General features: G+C 64.5%; 16 protein-coding genes. 7 read left to right on the top strand and 9 right to left on the bottom strand.

Annotated elements, in window-relative coordinates; all coding sequences use genetic code 11:
• Nucleotides 1-5: 5 nt before the first annotated feature.
• The gene (locus ACFQW6_RS13760) at nt 6-704 is read right to left on the bottom strand and encodes a hypothetical protein (RefSeq protein WP_378546084.1); all 699 of its coding nucleotides are present in this window, start codon (nt 702-704) and stop codon (nt 6-8) included.
• A gap of 1,254 nt (nt 705-1,958) precedes the next feature.
• Here ACFQW6_RS13760 and ACFQW6_RS13755 point away from each other — a divergent pair.
• Both ACFQW6_RS13755 and ACFQW6_RS13750 read left to right on the top strand, forming a co-directional pair.
• Nucleotides 1,959-2,423: a hypothetical protein gene (locus tag ACFQW6_RS13755; protein ID WP_378546081.1), complete on the top strand. Its 465-nt coding sequence runs from the start codon at nt 1,959-1,961 to the stop codon at nt 2,421-2,423.
• 63 nt (nt 2,424-2,486) lie between these two features.
• Nucleotides 2,487-2,987: a DUF6416 domain-containing protein gene (locus ACFQW6_RS13750; RefSeq protein WP_378546078.1), complete on the top strand. Its 501-nt coding sequence runs from the start codon at nt 2,487-2,489 to the stop codon at nt 2,985-2,987.
• 65 nt (nt 2,988-3,052) lie between these two features.
• Here ACFQW6_RS13750 and ACFQW6_RS13745 read toward each other — a convergent pair whose 3' ends face one another.
• Entirely contained in the window at nt 3,053-3,445 is a 393-nt protein-coding gene (locus ACFQW6_RS13745) for a hypothetical protein (protein ID WP_378546075.1), read from the bottom strand.
• On the opposite strand from ACFQW6_RS13745, the gene ACFQW6_RS13740 reads away from it, so the two are divergent.
• Nucleotides 3,444-3,596: a hypothetical protein gene (locus ACFQW6_RS13740; protein WP_378546072.1), complete on the top strand. Its 153-nt coding sequence runs from the start codon at nt 3,444-3,446 to the stop codon at nt 3,594-3,596. The two genes, ACFQW6_RS13745 and ACFQW6_RS13740, sit on opposite strands and share 2 nt — an antisense overlap.
• A gap of 48 nt (nt 3,597-3,644) precedes the next feature.
• Here ACFQW6_RS13740 and ACFQW6_RS13735 read toward each other — a convergent pair whose 3' ends face one another.
• Nucleotides 3,645-4,358 carry an HNH endonuclease gene (locus ACFQW6_RS13735; protein WP_378546069.1) on the bottom strand — a complete coding sequence of 238 codons (714 nt, stop codon included), beginning with the start codon at nt 4,356-4,358 and terminating at the stop codon, nt 3,645-3,647.
• A gap of 72 nt (nt 4,359-4,430) precedes the next feature.
• Between ACFQW6_RS13735 and ACFQW6_RS13730 the strand changes: the two genes are divergently transcribed.
• Nucleotides 4,431-5,657 (top strand): hypothetical protein, encoded by a 1,227-nt coding sequence (locus ACFQW6_RS13730; RefSeq protein WP_378546067.1) that lies wholly within the window; start codon nt 4,431-4,433, stop codon nt 5,655-5,657.
• Here the strand turns inward: ACFQW6_RS13730 and ACFQW6_RS13725 are convergent.
• The 6 genes from ACFQW6_RS13725 to ACFQW6_RS13700 all read right to left on the bottom strand — a co-directional run bounded on the left by ACFQW6_RS13725 (nt 5,654) and on the right by ACFQW6_RS13700 (nt 10,364).
• Nucleotides 5,654-6,091, bottom strand: coding sequence for a hypothetical protein (locus tag ACFQW6_RS13725; RefSeq protein ID WP_378546064.1), 438 nt, complete (start codon nt 6,089-6,091; stop codon nt 5,654-5,656). The genes ACFQW6_RS13730 and ACFQW6_RS13725 overlap by 4 nt on opposite strands.
• Nucleotides 6,092-6,101: 10 nt before the next feature.
• Nucleotides 6,102-6,482: a DNA cytosine methyltransferase gene (locus tag ACFQW6_RS13720; RefSeq protein WP_378546061.1), complete on the bottom strand. Its 381-nt coding sequence runs from the start codon at nt 6,480-6,482 to the stop codon at nt 6,102-6,104.
• A 1-nt stretch (nt 6,483) separates the two neighbouring features.
• Nucleotides 6,484-6,681, bottom strand: coding sequence for a helix-turn-helix domain-containing protein (locus tag ACFQW6_RS13715; RefSeq protein WP_378546058.1), 198 nt, complete (start codon nt 6,679-6,681; stop codon nt 6,484-6,486).
• Nucleotides 6,674-6,916 carry a hypothetical protein gene (locus ACFQW6_RS13710; protein ID WP_378546055.1) on the bottom strand — a complete coding sequence of 81 codons (243 nt, stop codon included), beginning with the start codon at nt 6,914-6,916 and terminating at the stop codon, nt 6,674-6,676. The genes ACFQW6_RS13715 and ACFQW6_RS13710 overlap by 8 nt, the downstream gene beginning before the upstream one ends.
• A 167-nt stretch (nt 6,917-7,083) precedes the next feature.
• Nucleotides 7,084-9,783, bottom strand: a complete 2,700-nt coding sequence (mobF, locus tag ACFQW6_RS13705; protein ID WP_378546052.1) for a MobF family relaxase — start codon at nt 9,781-9,783, stop codon at nt 7,084-7,086.
• A gap of 167 nt (nt 9,784-9,950) precedes the next feature.
• On the bottom strand, nt 9,951-10,364 hold the full coding sequence (locus ACFQW6_RS13700; RefSeq protein WP_378546049.1) for a hypothetical protein: 414 nt from the start codon (nt 10,362-10,364) through the stop codon (nt 9,951-9,953).
• Nucleotides 10,365-10,646: 282 nt separating this feature from the next.
• On the opposite strand from ACFQW6_RS13700, the gene ACFQW6_RS13695 reads away from it, so the two are divergent.
• The 3 genes from ACFQW6_RS13695 to ACFQW6_RS13685 all read left to right on the top strand — a co-directional run bounded on the left by ACFQW6_RS13695 (nt 10,647) and on the right by ACFQW6_RS13685 (nt 16,010).
• Nucleotides 10,647-12,353: a DNA/RNA helicase domain-containing protein gene (locus ACFQW6_RS13695; RefSeq protein WP_378546046.1), complete on the top strand. Its 1,707-nt coding sequence runs from the start codon at nt 10,647-10,649 to the stop codon at nt 12,351-12,353.
• Between the two features lie 710 nt (nt 12,354-13,063).
• Entirely contained in the window at nt 13,064-14,773 is a 1,710-nt protein-coding gene (locus ACFQW6_RS13690; protein ID WP_378546043.1) for a DUF262 domain-containing protein, read from the top strand.
• A 115-nt stretch (nt 14,774-14,888) separates the two neighbouring features.
• On the top strand, nt 14,889-16,010 hold the full coding sequence (locus tag ACFQW6_RS13685; protein WP_378546040.1) for a hypothetical protein: 1,122 nt from the start codon (nt 14,889-14,891) through the stop codon (nt 16,008-16,010).
• The last annotated feature ends 2 nt before the right edge of the window (nt 16,011-16,012 follow it).

Genomic DNA, 16,012 nt, shown 5'->3' with positions numbered 1-16,012 from the left:
TGCACCTACTTGAACTTCACGACGCGCGATGTAGAGCCGGTGCGGTCGCTGTGGTTTAGCGTGACAGCTCGGACTTGCGCGCGGCCGCCCCCATATCGAGCTTTCACGACGGCCTTGCCTGATTCGCTGGTGGTTGTCGACTTGATCGTGCGCCAATCTCCGTTTCGCTTCGATTGCAGCTTGACCGAAGCGTAGGAGGTTTCGAAGTACCCGGCTGGGCGCTCGTCCTGAGCCGTGATGGTGAAGCGGACGACCTGATTCTTGGTGGGGCGCGAGGGCTTTGCCTTGAGAAGCGTCCGCGTCATCGGCAGTCGGAACGTGACGCTGGTGGGGGCAACCGAGATCGTCGCCGCGTTGTAGTTGGAATCGCGGGTCGTGCCAGTTCCGCGAATTGTGTAGGTCCCTGCGAGGTTCGGAGAGTCGCACAGAAAGAACGAATCCGTTCCGGTCGTAACCTCGCCGAACAGATAGTTGCTCGACGTCACGTTTCCGTCAGGCCCGACAAGCTCCAAGTCCATGTTCCAGTACGGGCCGTATCCGGCCGGCAGGCTTGCTGAGTATGAAAAGTCGTAGTCGCCGCATGAGTCGTAGATGACCCCGCCTGCCATGGTCACGACGACCTCGTTGGCAGCATGGGCGGGGGTCATTGTGGTCAGCGGCAGTGCCAGGGCAGCGACTGCGGCACCGAGGGTCGTTGTGCGCACAAGGAGAACGCTACGTTGTGATCGGGTGTGTGTCAGCAAACACTCTCGGGGACATGTGCACGCCAAGGATCTCGGCTGCGTCGCGCACGGTGATGCACTCGGACACAGGCGTTGACGCTTACCGAAGATACGCGCGACGACCGGGGTTCCCATCCCCTATTTGCGGGTTGGCGAGCCAAAACGGCTATGGGCGGTGTGTCCTGTTCGTATCGTCCGCGGATGCGAGATTTCCGTGGTTTGCCTTCGCTCATCGTCATCGCCGCGCTTCTACTCATCGCTAGCGCGGGTGGGGCCGTCGCGGGATCCATGATCACCGGGAAGCAAGTCAAAGACGGCACGTTGACTTCCGCGGATATCAAGGACAGCACGCTCGTAATCAAGGATCTCTCACCGGTGGCGCGTGATGCTCTTCGGGGTGCGCCAGGGGCAACCGGTGCCAATGGACCAGCGGGTGCAAGCGGCCCTTCCGGATCGACCGGCGCCACTGGTCCCGCTGGTTCTGCAGGCCCCCAGGGACCCAAGGGGGAGACCGGCGCCACTGGTCCCGCTGGTTCTGCTGGCCCACAGGGACCCAAGGGGGAGACCGGCGCCACTGGTCCCACTGGACCAGCTGGACCCGCAGGCGAAGGGGGCCTCGTCGGTGAGGTCGTGGTCTGGACGGTTTCCTACAGCGGCAGTGGCGCCACGCCGGCCACCACCCCCGCTGACTGGCGAATACCGAATGACAGCTCGATCAGTCTGCCCGGACGCAGCCGAATCACACCGATCAGCATCGACGTCACGGGGGATCTGTCGCCCTGCAACAACCTTTTCCGGATCAGCATGTCGGTGCCGCCTACGCTAGGTGGGACGTCCGTGGGTCTGGCAAGCAAGTCCATTCGTGGACCGAACGCCGTGGAAGCCGCGAAAGACCAAGAGCAAGGCACGGTCGTACCGCTGATGACCGTCGGCCCGCATCCCATTCAAGCCGTGGCTGGGTGTCTTCGCACTGCAGGCGGATCGGAACCGCCCCCGTTTACAGCGACCATAACTCTGTATGTGGAAGAGCTACCCGCGGCGCCGACTTCGTAACGCGTCACGCCCGAGCCAACTCGTGCAGATTGGCGAGCGCCTCGAGCAGGCCTCGCTCGGCGGATTCGGTGGTCGTCGAAGCCCCGAAGGTGGGGAGGATCCCCGAGCGCACTCGAACACCTCTCGGCACTCACGACGCGCTCGCCTTCTGGGACGCCAGCGGCGAGGCACTTGAGCGTCCCGGTGCACAAGGTCGACATGTTCGTGCTGGCCGAAGTCGCTCGAGACATCGCGACGGTGGCGTCGTCTGGGAAGGTGGACGAGCCCGGCGAGGTCGACACCGGCGAACTGGACCGCCTCCGAGAGCGCCTGGACGCGCTGGCTGAGCCGTACGCCGAGGGCGCGATCACCCTCAGTCAGTTCACGAACGCGACCAAAGCTTTGCGGGACAAGATCGAAGCAGCAGAGCAGGCCCTCGGCAGCGGCTCGATGAACGCTAGGGAGTTGTCGGCTGGGGAGGCGTTCGAGCTCTACACGTCCGCGAGCGTCGAGGGGAAGCGCGAGCTCCTAAAGGGTGGCTTCGAGATCACTATCCACCCGGTAGGGAAGGGCCAGTGGATCGACCCGACGAGGCAGGTCATCGTCGCGCCGCGCAAGAGGAGCAGACGACCTCCTAGATATCTCTCAGGGCCTATTGCTTATCCCTAGGAGGTAGGTCATACTTGTTACAGGGGAGGCCAGAGCGGTCTCCACCAAACCGAGGAGACCATCATGACCGACATCACCGTTCCCGTGCCGGACGAGCGCACGGCTGAGTTCTACCAGTTCTTCGGGCTCTGGCTGGCTGGTTCGCTGAGCCTCAACCCGACCTCGCTCGAGGCTCCAGAGGGCTCTACAACCCTCACTGAGACCTCTGAGCCCCTGAGGCTCGTGCCCTGGGGCGAGGAGGACGCGGACTTCGCCGACGCGGTGACGCTCTGGCAGAAGTACTCCCCTCGTGCCCGCGCCATGTTCAGCCTGCTGATCGACAACCCCGGCAAGGAGTTCACTGGGGCCGACATCGCCGAGGCCTGCAACATCCCGAACGGCGCCCACGGCGTGGCCGGGGTGCTCGCCTGGCCGGGCCGCCACGGCGCGAAGCTCAAGCGCGGCCTGCCCTCGGCCTGGCGCGAGGACCCGGAGACGCTCGACAGCTACTACTGGATGTCCGAGAAGCGGGCGGCGTTCTTCAAGGCCGTCCGCGAGAGCGCTGAGGCGGCGAGCGACGACTGATGCGCGCAAGACACGAGACGCCCGAGCAACTCGCGATTGCTCGGGGGTCTCTGCTTGTGCGGGAGTCAGTATCCCCGGCCGCCCGCGATGTCGTCGCTCTTGGGCTTGTGAGGGTTGGAGTTCAGCAGCACCCTGGAGGACGTCGAGCGCGGCGGCCAGTTCTCCTTGATGCCGGAGGTCAGACCCTCGAACCACTGTTCCTGCACGGCCTCGTTGCGGGCCACGATTTCGAGCGCGGCGACGACCCGAGTGGCCTCGGCGACCTTGATCGTGACGTCGTCCTTGGTGTCCTGGTCACGAGCGAAGCGACGGTTGTCCGGCTGAGCGCCCTCGTCGTAGGCGACCCGGACGGCCCCGAGAGCATCCCGGCCCACCTGCAGGGCCTCGGCGACCGGCTTGGGAGCGCCGTCGTACTGGGCGACCTCGCTGACCACTACGACGCGGGATGATGGCGGCATGACGAAGCCAGACACTCGCAAGGGCGACCGATCGGCGACGAAGGTGCGCGCCGTGCGAGTGTCCGATGACGTCGGGGAGGCCCCCCTTGAGAAGGCCGCCGAGAACGGCGAGACGGTCGCAGATGTGGTCCGCGCGGCCCTCATCGAGTAGGCCGGACTCGAGGGTACGACCGGCGCTGTGGGCCGCCGCGAGCGGTAGTCAGTCGCGATTGTCCTGCACGATCTTCGCGAGTTCCTCGACGGTGAGCCACGGCTTGGACTGGTGGATCATGCGATGACAGTTGGCACAGATCAGCGCGAGGTCCGCGAGCCGAGTCTTGGTCGGCCCTGAGACGTGCAGAGGCACCCGATGGTGGACCTCGATGTAGTCGCCGCCGACCGCCCCGTACATGTCCGCGAACACCAGGTCACAGGCCTCGCACCGGAGCGTGCCACCGGCCTTCAGGACCGCCGCCTTCTTCTTCTTGACGATGGACCGGTTGCGCTCTCGGGCTCTGTGGAGGCGGTAGAGCACGCGACCCTCACCGACCTCGTCTTCGTCCTCCTCGGGCAGCGCAGCGGCCTCGGGCGCCACAGCGGCTCCCTCCTGGATGGCGACGGCGAGCCGACGGACCAGGACAGGGTCGCCGCTCAGCTCGTCCCAGACGGCCGCGTCGCCGCGACCTCCTCGGCTCATGCCGACACCGCCGTACTTCGGATCGAGCGCCGCGTAGTTCGCGAGTTTCAACGCCACGCCCGACGGATTCCGGAACTTCTCGATGTCGGGCCGGGTGGTGTGGATCGGGAGCGCGTTCAACAGTGCGCTGACCTTCTGAACCTCCGGGTGCGTGTCGGACAGTTGTCCGTTCCGGAGGTACAGATCGAGGGCAATGATTAGTTCATCTCGAGCCCAGTTCGGATTGCGCGCTGCCATGACACCCGACCTTAGGGCGCACGCGACCGAATCGGACCCGGTATCGAGCTCTCGGCTGGTACGAATACGTCCATGGGCAACACCGTCGTCGATCAGATCGCACCTGATGGAACGCTGGTTCATGATGTCGACAGAACGCTCTCGCAGAAGCGTCGGCTTGGCTTGATCCTCGATGCACTTCCTGGCGCGACGCTCGAACGGATCGCTGGCACCAAGGTCGTGATGTACGGGGACAATGCGATCCTCAGCAAGCAGGTCACGTACCTCGGAAACCCTTGGGAGGTCTACAAGAAGCGCATCCAGATGCCGAAGGAGTGGGCCGCCACCTACGCCGATGCGCAACACAGGGGACTTACGCCGCGCTTCGTCGGCGTCTACCACTACGAGGGCACCACGATCTTCGTTGACTTCGAACCGACGACCTACATCCAGCATGGGCTTAACAACTCCTCCGCCCACGTCGCGACGAACGATCTCTTCCAGGCCCAAACCCTCGGACAGTTCTCGCGTGTTGACCAGAACGACAACCGGCTAACCAGTGTTCGGGCGGATCAGTTCAGGTCCTACACGCGCGTTGGTTACGAGGAGAAGAACCCGCACATCGATGTCCTCGATCGCTTCTCCACCGAGTTTCTGAATGGGAGCAAGATCGAAGGGCTCGCGGCCGTCCAGGAGATGCACGCCGCCAACTGGCCAGACAAGTTCCAGAACGAGTGGCAGGGCTTCTACCTCGAGTACCGTCTCAGCGGCTTCGTGAAGCGGCATGGCCTTGAACACCTGCTGATCGTCCAGAAGGAGAAGCGCAAGTCGGAGTACGACTACGACCTGCGACTCCTACGTGGCGGTGTGACCGAGCACTTCGGCGACCTCAAAGCCAGCAACATCGTCGTTGACGACTCACCGGGCAACGCTGCCGAGAAGTTCTTCCAATGCCTTGATGAGTACGGCCGGTTCTGGTACGTGATTTACGAGCACGAGACTTGGCACGGCCGCGACAGCAGGCACCTCGCCACGATCGCTTGGAACGAGTGGCGCAAGTCGGTCGGCCATGTCGGGCGCAAGGGGTACGACCCGCTCTCGTACGCCGGGAAGTTCAAGGAGGCCGTGCGCTTCGTGGGCGTGAAGGTCCTTGAAATCAACCAAGCCAACGTCGGCATTGTCTTGAAAGAGTTCCAGAAGGACTTCGGCCAGTACCTTGGCCAAGGCAACCCACGTAAGCCCAAGGTCATGATCAAGAAGGCGGACATCGACAACTTCTTGATCTACAAGAAGTCGATCGAGGAGCGCGCTACAGCTTAGGCGGTCCCCGTCGCCTCGAGGCGGTCATCAGGCGACATCGGCGCCGTGAGCACGGCCTGGAGGATTCGCCGACCAGCGGTCGTGCGCTTAAGCACGTCCGCGTCTCGGACAATGTGTTCCCGCAGGACGTGCCAGACGGCACCGACGTTCACGCCTTTGCCCATCTGCTTGTAGGTCGCAGCGGGGCGCTGGTCACCGAAGTCGTACCAGTCCCGCAGGCCTTTCAGCCGAAAGTCTCGCGGGGCGACAGCCCGTCGCTCCCGAAGCCCGATGATGCTCGTCTGCGTTATCGCCACCAGCGCTGGGAGGTAGGTGGGTCGCTTGGCGCGGATGCCCGAGGGGCGCAGGTGCATCACGGTCTCCCAGAGCGAAGGAGTGTCCTGCGCCTGCCACTCCAACTTGCGACGTGACGGCGGGAAAGCGTCCGTGTACACGCCGTGCCTCTCAGCCCACCGGTCGATCCACGGACGGAGGGGAGAAGATCGCCGGGGTCTCGGGCACGCGGTAGCCCTGCTCCTGCAAGGTCTCGACGATGACCTGCCACTCGTGTAGGTGACGCGGTCCAGCGAGGTTGCGGACGTTGTCCAGGAGAACGACCTTCGGCTTTCGCTTCTCGATGATCTTCAAGATGTGCCAGTAGAGGGTTCCCCGCGCCTCATCCATGCCCATCTGCGCACCGGACTTGGAGAACGGCTGGCATGGGAAGCTGGCGGCCAGTACCTCATGGGCCGGGACGTTCATCACCTCGTCGTTCGCGTCCTTGGTGATGTCGCCCAGCGGGTCGTGACCCCAGTACTCAGACGACTGTCCCGGCGCTCCTGCCACATCACCACCGTGATGACGGAATCTGTCGAGGTGCAGCTTCTAGGTCTTCGAGCTTGATCCGGATGGCGCGTTTGCCGCATCGGTAGGCGGGGAGGGTGCCTGCCGCGATCCAGCGTCGGATGGTCTTCACCGAGACGGACATGGCTTCGGCGGCCTCCTCAAGGCTGAGGTAGACCGGGATAGCCCGTCGCTCAGTCATCGGAACGCACCTCCTCCCGCGTGACGGTGGCTGAGGCGAGGAAGCGTCGCGCCTCAGCGACGGTGATGTAGAGCCGGCCGACACCTTGGAAGCGGGTCCACCGTGGGCCGACACCGCGCTGTCGCCAGTCGCGGACGGTGCGCTGAGGTGTGCGGATGAGGTCACAGAACTCCTCGAACAGGATCAGGTTGTTGTCGTCCCAGTCGTCCGGGATGCCGATGGGTGTCACCATCACGTCGCCTCTCGTCGTGGCCGCCGACGGGTTCGGCAACCGATCTGGAGAAGCAACCTCGTGCTTGGCGGTTCGGACGTCTGTGGCCGTTGCTGTCGAGACCGGAGCCTCTCCTGGTCACCTACGTCGCACGGGCCGCTCCAGGCGATCACTCGACGCGAGCAAGGTGGTCAGCGACCGATCCCGTGGGAAGTCGCCGAGGAGGTCGGGATCGGCTGGGGTGGGCGACGTGGGCTGTCGCGTAGCGCAGCCGCCTGCAACGCCACCGAGACCCGGCGGTCGTTCGGTCCGTACCGGTCGATGTCGTCTGCCGCTCTCTGTGCGGCGTGCCGTGGTCCGAGGTCGGCGCGGTGCCGGCTGAAGACCTCGACCCATTGGCTGCGCGCGTCGTCAATGGACTCGGCGACGAGGTGAGCGGTGTTGTGGCGGCGGCCCCGCGTCATGCCGACATACGCCGAGGCGGCGCCGGTCGTGTCGCCGAGCACAAAGTGCGCGGAGTCGACCGTCTCGCCTTGGGCTCCGTAGGCGGTGATGGTGAACGCGAGCTCGACGTGCTCGCGGACGTACTCGGCGGGGAGCGCGCGTCGGCCGGCGCGACCGGTGACGAGCAGGCTGCCGTCCTCGCCGATCCCGGCCACGGTCCAGGTGTCACGGTTGGCGACAGCGAGGTCGCGGTCGTTGCGCCGGGTGGCGACACGGTCACCGAGACCGATCCGCTCACCACGACGCGTGATCGGCTCACCAGCCCGCTCACCAGAATGCTCCCTGTGGGGGACCCGAGCACCGTGGCGTCGGTCACGGATCGCTGCATTGAGCGCGCCGACCTGGTCACGGGTGTCCGCGATGACGAGCTGGTCGCCATCATCAGCAGAGGCGGCGCCGATCGCGGCAAGGGCTGCCGTGCATTCGACCTCGCTGGAATGCAGGACGATCTGGCCACGTGCGTGAAGCTCGTCGAAGACCTCACCAGACCGCTCACCAGAGCGCATGCGTAGGCTGAGCTCGGCGTACGCGGGGTCGCTGAACCGGTGGACCGAGTCGAGCTCGTGGTGTGCTCCGGGTCGCACCCAGCGTGCGGCGAGGTCGAGGACGCCCCCGCGACCGACGGCTGGGAGTTGGTGGCGGTCGCCGAGGAGAGCGACGGTCGCGTGCGCCCGGTCGGCGATGGCGAACAGCGCGCGTGCGGTGTCCTGGTCGAGCATGCCCGCCTCGTCAACAAGGAGCACATCGCCAGGGAGCAGGCGTGCACGGGCATCGGGCGCGGCATCGGGCCCCGTGTCGACTCGTGTCCAGTGGCCGTCTTCGTCCCAGCGGTAGCCGTGCTGGTGGACGAGCCAGGCCGCGGAGAACGCGTCCGCGCCGACCTCCTGCCGCGCCGCATGGGCAGCCTTCAGGGTAGGAGTGACGACCACGAGCCGACGGTCCGATGCCTCGAGTACGGCGCGTGCCGCGGCCAGCGTCGCGGTCTTGCCCGTTCCCGCGGCGCCCTCGATCACGAGCAGACTAGCGCCGCCGGCCAGCACCGCGACGACGCGCTGCTGCGCCGGGTCGAGGTGCCGGCTGCCGCGGAGCCGGCCCGCAGTCGTCACAGGCTGCGAGGCGCGCGCGGCGAGGGTATTGACCAGGTCCGCTTCGACGGCGAGGACCCGTTCTGAGGTCAGGCTGCGGACGTGCTCGGGGACGTCACCTCGGTCCAGCAACGGGACAGACCGCGTCCGGGCACGCTCGGCGACGTCTTCGACCAGCTCGTGACGGACGGGTCGTTCGGCGACCACGCCGACGGAGGCAATGAGCCGTTCGACCTCGCCATGGATGTCGGGTGCGTTCCACGCAGACCGCTTGGCGCCGAGCCGAGTGATCACGATGTCGGCGGCGACGTCGCGGTTGAGCCGACCGATCTGCAGACCCGGCTGTGTCGCCGGGGTGGCCGGTGGGGTGAAGCCGAGGTCGTGCAGCTCGTTGTTCCACGCGGCGACGAGGTCGGCGCCGCTGCGGGGCACCACCTTGTCGGGACGAGCGTCGGCCCACGCGCGTCTGTCCCAAGTCCGGCGCAGTCGCGGCCCGGGCTCTTGGACGGGGTGCTCGGCTCGCCATGCGGCTTCGTACCGGTCGACGTTGCGGTTGATCTGCGCGGCGCGCTGGCTGAACCCACCCGCGTACGGCGCGAGCTGCTCGATCTCACCGGCCTCGTCGAGCGTGTAACCCCGCCCAGCGAGCGCGGCCCGGAATTCCGGGTCGCACATCACCGCCGCGTGCCCGATCCCGTTGAGCGCCTCGATGCTGTCGACGACACCGACTGAGTGCAGTCCACGCCACGCCCCGCGCGCAAAGACGCGGGCGTTGATCTGCACGTGCAGGTGGCGGTGCGGGTCGCCGGCGCGCGAGGTGTAGTGACGCACGACAGCCGCCTCAAGCCTCTCAACCGGGACCTGCACCTGTCGGCCACGTGGCCCGACCCGCGTAGTGGCGTGCCCGGCCACCCAACCGATCACCTCACCAGCGGCCCGATCCATCGCCGCGTCGTACGCCGTCGCGATGTCGGGGTGGAGTGCGGCGGCCAGCGACCACGACTTCGGCCCGTTCACCACCACCTCGACGAACCGCAGCGCACGGGTGTCGTCCCGCAGACGACCCTTCGGCATCCCCGTCACGACGTCGCAGCCGGCGACCCACCGCTCGTAAGCGTCCCCGTCCAGCGTCCCCCCGTCCTGAACTGCGGAAACACCGCGTCCCCCCACCTCCGGGAGAGTCGTGGCGACGTATCGCTCGGCTACCCCGGTGCCCTCGGCGAGGTAGTAGTCGTCGACGCGCGAGCGGTCCGCCTCCACGTACGAGCGCGCCGCCGAGGCGGAGCCGCGATAGAACTTCACTCCACCATGCATCGGCCTCGTCACCGCCCGTCAGCACTCGTCATCTAGCCTTGAAATCACGCTCGGCCCGCCCCGAGGGGCGGACCGACCTACGAACCTTCGTAGCATGCGTGCCGCTCGATTTGAAGTCGCACGTGGCCCCGACGGGTGAGTAGAAGCCGACCTCGTCACTCGTCGTTCAAGGTTGGCGATGTCGGAGAAGTCAGTACCTCCGTTTCGGGACAATGGCGGGTCACGAGTTCACGTAGCTCCGGTGAGCGGTATCCCGGTCCCTTGACGGCTTTCCCATTCCCCGCGGGAGTCTTCGTCATGTTGGACCGATGCACCTCAGCAACTACCGCGTCGAGGTCAATGCCGAAGTGCAGGGCTGCGCCGTAGACCACATAGGCCAAGTCACCGAGGGCGTCGGCAACTCCGGTTACGTCCCCGCGCTCCACAGCGGATCGCAGTTCCGCGGCTTCCTCTTCGATGAAGTCGCACCGGAGCTTGGCTCCTTCGGCCGGAACCGTCGGGGTCGAACGGATGGACGCACCGACGTATTCGTGGAACTCGCGAAGAAGCCGGCTGGGTGAGTCAGGCATGGATGAACGGTACGCACAGAAGAACCCTGCGGGTTAGGGTCGCAGGGTAATCCGCTTCGGCCCGACAGTGCGCGTCATGACGACAAGCCTCCCACCCGTGCGGGAAGACATACGTGCCTTCCTGGAGTCGTCGTGCCCCTGCTTCGCGCGTCCGCATCGGGCGTCCGGACGCTCATTGAGAGCGGCCGGTTGGTCGATTCTTTGACAGAACAGTTCCGATTTCGTCGAGGGCACTCCCCGTCACCTGGAGAGATCCGCTCCTGGGATCGGAGCATCGGCGTCGTGGTCAACGACCTCCACGACGCCGGACTCCACGACGTTGAGATGCTGCTCGAGTATCAGCTCCCGCTCACGAGCAAGCGGGCCGATGTGGTGCTCTGCGGGACTCACCCGCGGACGGGAGACTCGTCGTACGTCGTGCTCGAGCTCAAGCAGTGGACCGACGCGATACCAAAGGACGGCACCGATGACGTCGTCTCGCTTGCGGGCTACGGCGACCACCTGCATCCCGGCGAACAGGTCCGTAGGTACTGCGTTCACCTCACGGACTTCATCGCGACCCTCGCCGATGAGCCGCACCGCGTGACTGGGGCTGCCTACCTCCACAACGCAACCGATCTCGGCGTGGATGGACTGTTCGGGCTGCCGGCCACAGACCAGAGCAGGCTCTTCACAGGACAGAGCCGCGGCACATTTGCCGACTTCCTCAGGGCAAAGCTCGCGCCGGCGAGTGGAGCATCCGCTGCGGACGAGCTCCTGAGTTCGGCCGTCAGGCCGAGCAAGCAGTTGATGGCTCTGGCAGCCGAGGAGGTGCAGCAGCGCGAGATGTTCAACCTCCTGGACGAGCAGCAGGTCGCCTACTCGGAAGTGCTTCGTGCGGTCGAGACGTCGCGCCGCGCCAACACCAAGGAAGTCATCGTGGTGACTGGAGGCCCGGGGTCTGGCAAGAGCGTCATCGCCTTGAGCCTGCTCGGCGAGTTCTCCCGACAAGGTCGCCCGGTCCTCCACGCCACCGGTTCCTCGGCCTTCACCCAGTCGCTTCGCCGCATCGCTGGCAGCCGCGCCCCTCGAGTTCGACAGATGTTCAAGTACTACAACCAGTTCATCGATGCCGACAAGAATGGCCTCGACGTCCTCATCCTCGACGAGGCACACCGCATCAAGGAGACCTCGACGAACCGGTACACGCGCGCCTCCTTGCGCACCGGCCGCCCGCAGGTTGAGGAGCTTATCGACGCCGCCCGCGTGCCGGTCTTCCTGCTGGATGAGCACCAGGTCGTTCGCCCGTCCGAGCGCGGAACGGTCGCGGAGATCGAGGGCGCCGCTCTGAGGATGGGCTGCAAGGTGACGCACGTCGACCTCGACGGCCAGTTTCGCTGTGGTGGATCTCGTGTCTACGAGATGTGGGTGTTGCGTCTCCTCGGGCTCGAACCAGGAGGACCAATCAAATGGGAGGGCGACGACGGGTTCGAGCTCTCAGCCGCCTCCACTCCGTCGACCATGGAGATGCGCTTGGCGAAACTGCTGGACGACGGCTACTCGGCTCGGATGGCAGCCGGCTACTGCTGGAAGTGGCGTGACCCAGAGAAGGGCTCCGACACGTTGCCGAACGACGTCGTCATCGGCGACTGGAAAAAGCCGTGGAACAACAAGCGGGACACCTCGTTCGCCGGGGCTCCGGGCACCCCGTACTGGGCGATCGATCCGGCGGGATTCGGCCAGGTCGGTTGCGTCTACACCGCCCAGGGTTTCGAGTACGACTACGGCGGCGTCATCATCGGACCCGATCTCGTTTGGCGTACGGACCATTGGGTCGTGCGGCCGGAGTTCAACCACGACACGCAGCTGAAGCGCGGCGATCCTGCCGGGCTGGAGCGAGCGATCCTCAACACATACAAGGTGCTTCTGACCAGGTCTATGCGCGGCACATCCGTGTTCTCGACGGACCAGGAGACTAACGCCCTGCTCCAGAGCCTGGTGCGAGGCTGACGATATAGACCAGACCGACGTGCGTTCCGACTCAGCGTTCGCATGCCACGCACGCGGAGTCGGAGATACTCTGCCGCCGTGCTTGAAGCCAGACCTTTCGCTCGCCTTGCCGCCGGAGCCCTACTAGCTTTCGCCGGTGGACTCGGCACACCCGGGGCAGCCGACGCCTCGGGCAACGCTCCGTGCGTATCCGCTAGTGAGTACTCCAAGGTCCGTAAGGGCACGCTCCTCAGTACCGCCCACGCCACCTTTGGCACTTCGGGCAAAGTGCTGTTCCAGAATGGCGCCTCCGTCGGAAACGGCGCCCGCGAGTACCCGGCGTGCGCTGCTTGGGCGCAGGCAACTGGCAAGAGACGGGTCCAGGTTCAGTACAACAATTACGCCGCGCGCGGCGGTCCGATGCGCGTGGTGTTCATCCAGTACTACTGAGGTCCACCAGCCAGACGTCGACACGCGCAGACCACCGGCAGGCCGGGGTGCGCGAGCCAGAACCGAGGTCCGGCCTGCCATGGGTGAGACGAGTGCTTCCCCGAGTTACTTACCCTGACTCGCTCGACCAGTCTTGCGGTTGGCGAACGGGGCACCTGCGTCGCAAACGAATTGGTCGATGAACTCGGCGTGACCGAACTGTCTACCGCGTGTCGCGCTCAGGACTCAACTCCAGGCAGACGATACTGTCGCTGCACTGGCCCTTCGCTTAAGGAACAGACGTGTCACAAATTGACTTCCAGCCTGAAAAGCGAACGATTGAAGATCTATTTGTAAGCCCCGACTTTTACGTAATCCCCCGGTTTCAACGGCCTTACAGTTGGGAGCCTGAGAATCTCGAAGACTTCTGGCGCGACGTCGTCGTAGACAACCCTGCTGGCTACTTCATTGGACCCATGGTTTCGTGGACTGAACCGTCTAGTTCAGTGCGAAGAATCGTTGACGGCCAACAGCGTTTAACCACAATCACGATCATCTTCTGTGTTCTTAGAGATGCTTTCGCCAACCTGGGCGAGGATAGACTCGCTGAAGGGATCGACCGGTACATCCAAAAGCGTAACCGCGATAACGAACTCCGGTTCACGCTACAACCTGAGGTTGACGCTCCCTTCTTGAACCAAGCGATTCTAAAGTTCCCTCCCGACGATTCGGTTAAACCCACGGGCGACGAGGAGAGAGCTCTCAATAGCGCGCGGAACCAAATACGGAAGCGTGTAACGAGTGAGGTTGCGGACCGTCGTGACGCTGTAGGCTGGCTAACCAACGTGCGCGATAAGCTCTTGAGCTTACGAGTCATCTGGGTCGAGAACAGTAATGAGGACGACGCGTATGTCATTTTCGAAACCCTGAACAGTCGCGGCAAAGACCTAGAGGTCGCGGACTTACTCAAGAACCACATCCTCAACAAACTGCGGGGCGGGGGGAACGCTGCAACAGATTCCGTGCGGATCAAATGGACGACCATGCGATCGCAACTTGAAGCCTCCGGCGGCCGTAATGCCATCGACGTCAACCAGTTCATCCTGCACTGGTGGTTGTCGCAGGAGGATTACGTGGCTCGCCGGAAGTTGTTCCAGGCGATTCGCGACAAGACCAAGTCGAAGACAGCCGCAACGGCTCGCCTTACTAGTCTGTCAACGGACGTCAAATTCTACCGGGCCGCACTTCAGCCTGACTCGCGCAAATGGTCCGCAGAGGAGCAGGAAGCGCGTCGAAGTCTCGCCGCGCTCGGACTCTTTGGAATCACGCAGCCAGCCCCATTACTTCTGGCGCTCGTGCGATCTAGGCTGTCTGGCACCAAGAAGTTGAGCGCCGCTCAGTTCAGAAGAACTCTACAGACGATCGAGCGGTTCCACTTCCAATATACGGTGGTTTCCGGGCTTAGCAGCAGCGGCGGCGTATCTGAGATGTACGCCAAGGCGGCGAAAGACCTCACCAAGACTACGGGCGACCCGCAAAGACAGGCGGACGTTCTCGATGAGATTCGCGGTAAACTAGTTTCGCGCGCGCCGGACCAGGCGGTATTCACCTCGGCCTTCATGGAGAGGTTCTACTTCACAAGTAGCTATACGAGCGAGTCGAATTTAGTGCGCTATGTGCTGCGCGAACTTCTTCGCAACGCCCACCCCACCACATCGCTAGAGGATCTCACTATCGAGCACCTTATGAACCAGGAAGAGATGAAGTCGGGGCAGACGATTGAGACGGTTGGGTCTATAGGCAATCTTCTGCTCGTCGATACGAAGCTGAACGGGAAGTTGGGGAGCAAATCATTCCCCAAGAAGAAGCTCATTCTGGCGTCGAAAGCCGGAGCAGCATACGACCTCGGCGGCGTGCTCGATGCGTCAGACTGGACGAGCGCTGAGATCGAGGCGCGGACCAAACTGCTCGCCGAGACGGCGTTCAGGACGGTATGGAAATTGCCCGCTTGATGGCGGTGCGTCTGGGTTCGGACTTGCCTGTGACCTGCGCCTCCCGCCAGGTGGCGTAGTGGGCCTGCAATCGCCCGTCAAGTGGCGGGACCGCGGTACGCACTAATCTCGGGTCGTGGCTGACGACGCACACTCCACCGCACAAGCCCGCCGCCGCATCGCCATCGAGGCACTCGGCCGCGAGCTCTCGAACGACCCCACCTCGGCATCCACGCGGCTGGGCAGCATGCTCGGCGAAGCGCGGCCCATGGTGGTGAGCGCTGACATCGATGGGCTCGTCTCTGCCACCATGCTCGGATCCGTCGCCCCCAACTTCGAGATAGCGGCTCTCTCCGTAGGCTCCGCCGCGTGGCTCGTGCACCCAAGCGTGAGCAGTGGCGCGCCCAGCGACATGTTTGGTGTTGACGTGTTCTCCGCCAACCACGACAACGTGAGCAATCACGTCATCAAGTGGGGCGACAAGAAGGCGCAACTCCTCCCCGTTCGTGAGGCGTTCGCGCGGTGGGACTTGCTCGTAGACACGATGAGCAAGTCCAAGCTGCTGGCGGTCCCCGCCCTGTGGGCCAACACGCAGGGTGGCCGCGAGCAGGCTGGTCGACCTGACTCCTCCACCTACAAATACCCCTTCGGCACTGCGCAGATCCTCCTGGCGATGCTTGAGGCATCGGGCCATGCACCGAAGTTCTTCGACCGCACCTATCTGCCGTGGCTTGTCGCCAACTGCGATGGAGGCGTCTCGACCTATGCGAGGTACGCCGCCAATGCTCGTGTCTGGTGGCCGGTGATGGCCGGCGCCATCGGTCCCGGAAGTCTCACCGAGCAAATCTTCGAACTGGTCGACACGTCGCGTCCCCATGATTTCCTCGACGCAGTTCACCGCCTCGACCGTGAGAGGCCAGCCAGCGTGCCTCAGTTCCTCAACGACAAGTGGAACCTCATGGGCGGCACGACGCCCTCTTTGACGGTCCTTCAGCACACCCTGACATGGCTCACGGACCTCACCGGGTGGCGCGATCCGGTACGAGGCGGCATCCCTGCCCTGGACCAGTGGGTGATGCTTCCGCCCTCAGCGAGCGGGCTCGTCTATTACACGAGCGCGGGCCCAAAGGGCGGAGTAGCAAAGGACGATCCCCTGCTTGCAGCCAGCCTGATCGACGGCGCGGCATCGGCGCTCAACGCGAACTTCTATCAGGGCGGCATGACTGGCAGCCGCTTCAACTGGGTCGGGAGCTGGTAAAC

Source organism: Nocardioides sp. GCM10028917, from assembly GCF_042666175.1.
GTDB lineage: Bacteria > Actinomycetota > Actinomycetes > Propionibacteriales > Nocardioidaceae > Nocardioides.
This window is presented reverse-complemented; position numbering and strand designations above follow the sequence as displayed.

Bases quoted from the DNA above. Each gene is read 5' to 3' on its own strand.
- ACFQW6_RS13745 (WP_378546075.1), bottom strand. From the start codon at position 3,445: ATGCCGCCATCATCCCGCGTCGTAGTGGTCAGCGAGGTCGCCCAGTAC.
- ACFQW6_RS13730 (WP_378546067.1), top strand. From the start codon at position 4,431: ATGGGCAACACCGTCGTCGATCAGATCGCACCTGATGGAACGCTGGTT.
- ACFQW6_RS13740 (WP_378546072.1), top strand. From the start codon at position 3,444: ATGACGAAGCCAGACACTCGCAAGGGCGACCGATCGGCGACGAAGGTG.
- ACFQW6_RS13715 (WP_378546058.1), bottom strand. From the start codon at position 6,681: ATGACTGAGCGACGGGCTATCCCGGTCTACCTCAGCCTTGAGGAGGCC.
- ACFQW6_RS13735 (WP_378546069.1), bottom strand. From the start codon at position 4,358: ATGGCAGCGCGCAATCCGAACTGGGCTCGAGATGAACTAATCATTGCC.
- ACFQW6_RS13750 (WP_378546078.1), top strand. From the start codon at position 2,487: ATGACCGACATCACCGTTCCCGTGCCGGACGAGCGCACGGCTGAGTTC.
- ACFQW6_RS13700 (WP_378546049.1), bottom strand. From the start codon at position 10,364: ATGCCTGACTCACCCAGCCGGCTTCTTCGCGAGTTCCACGAATACGTC.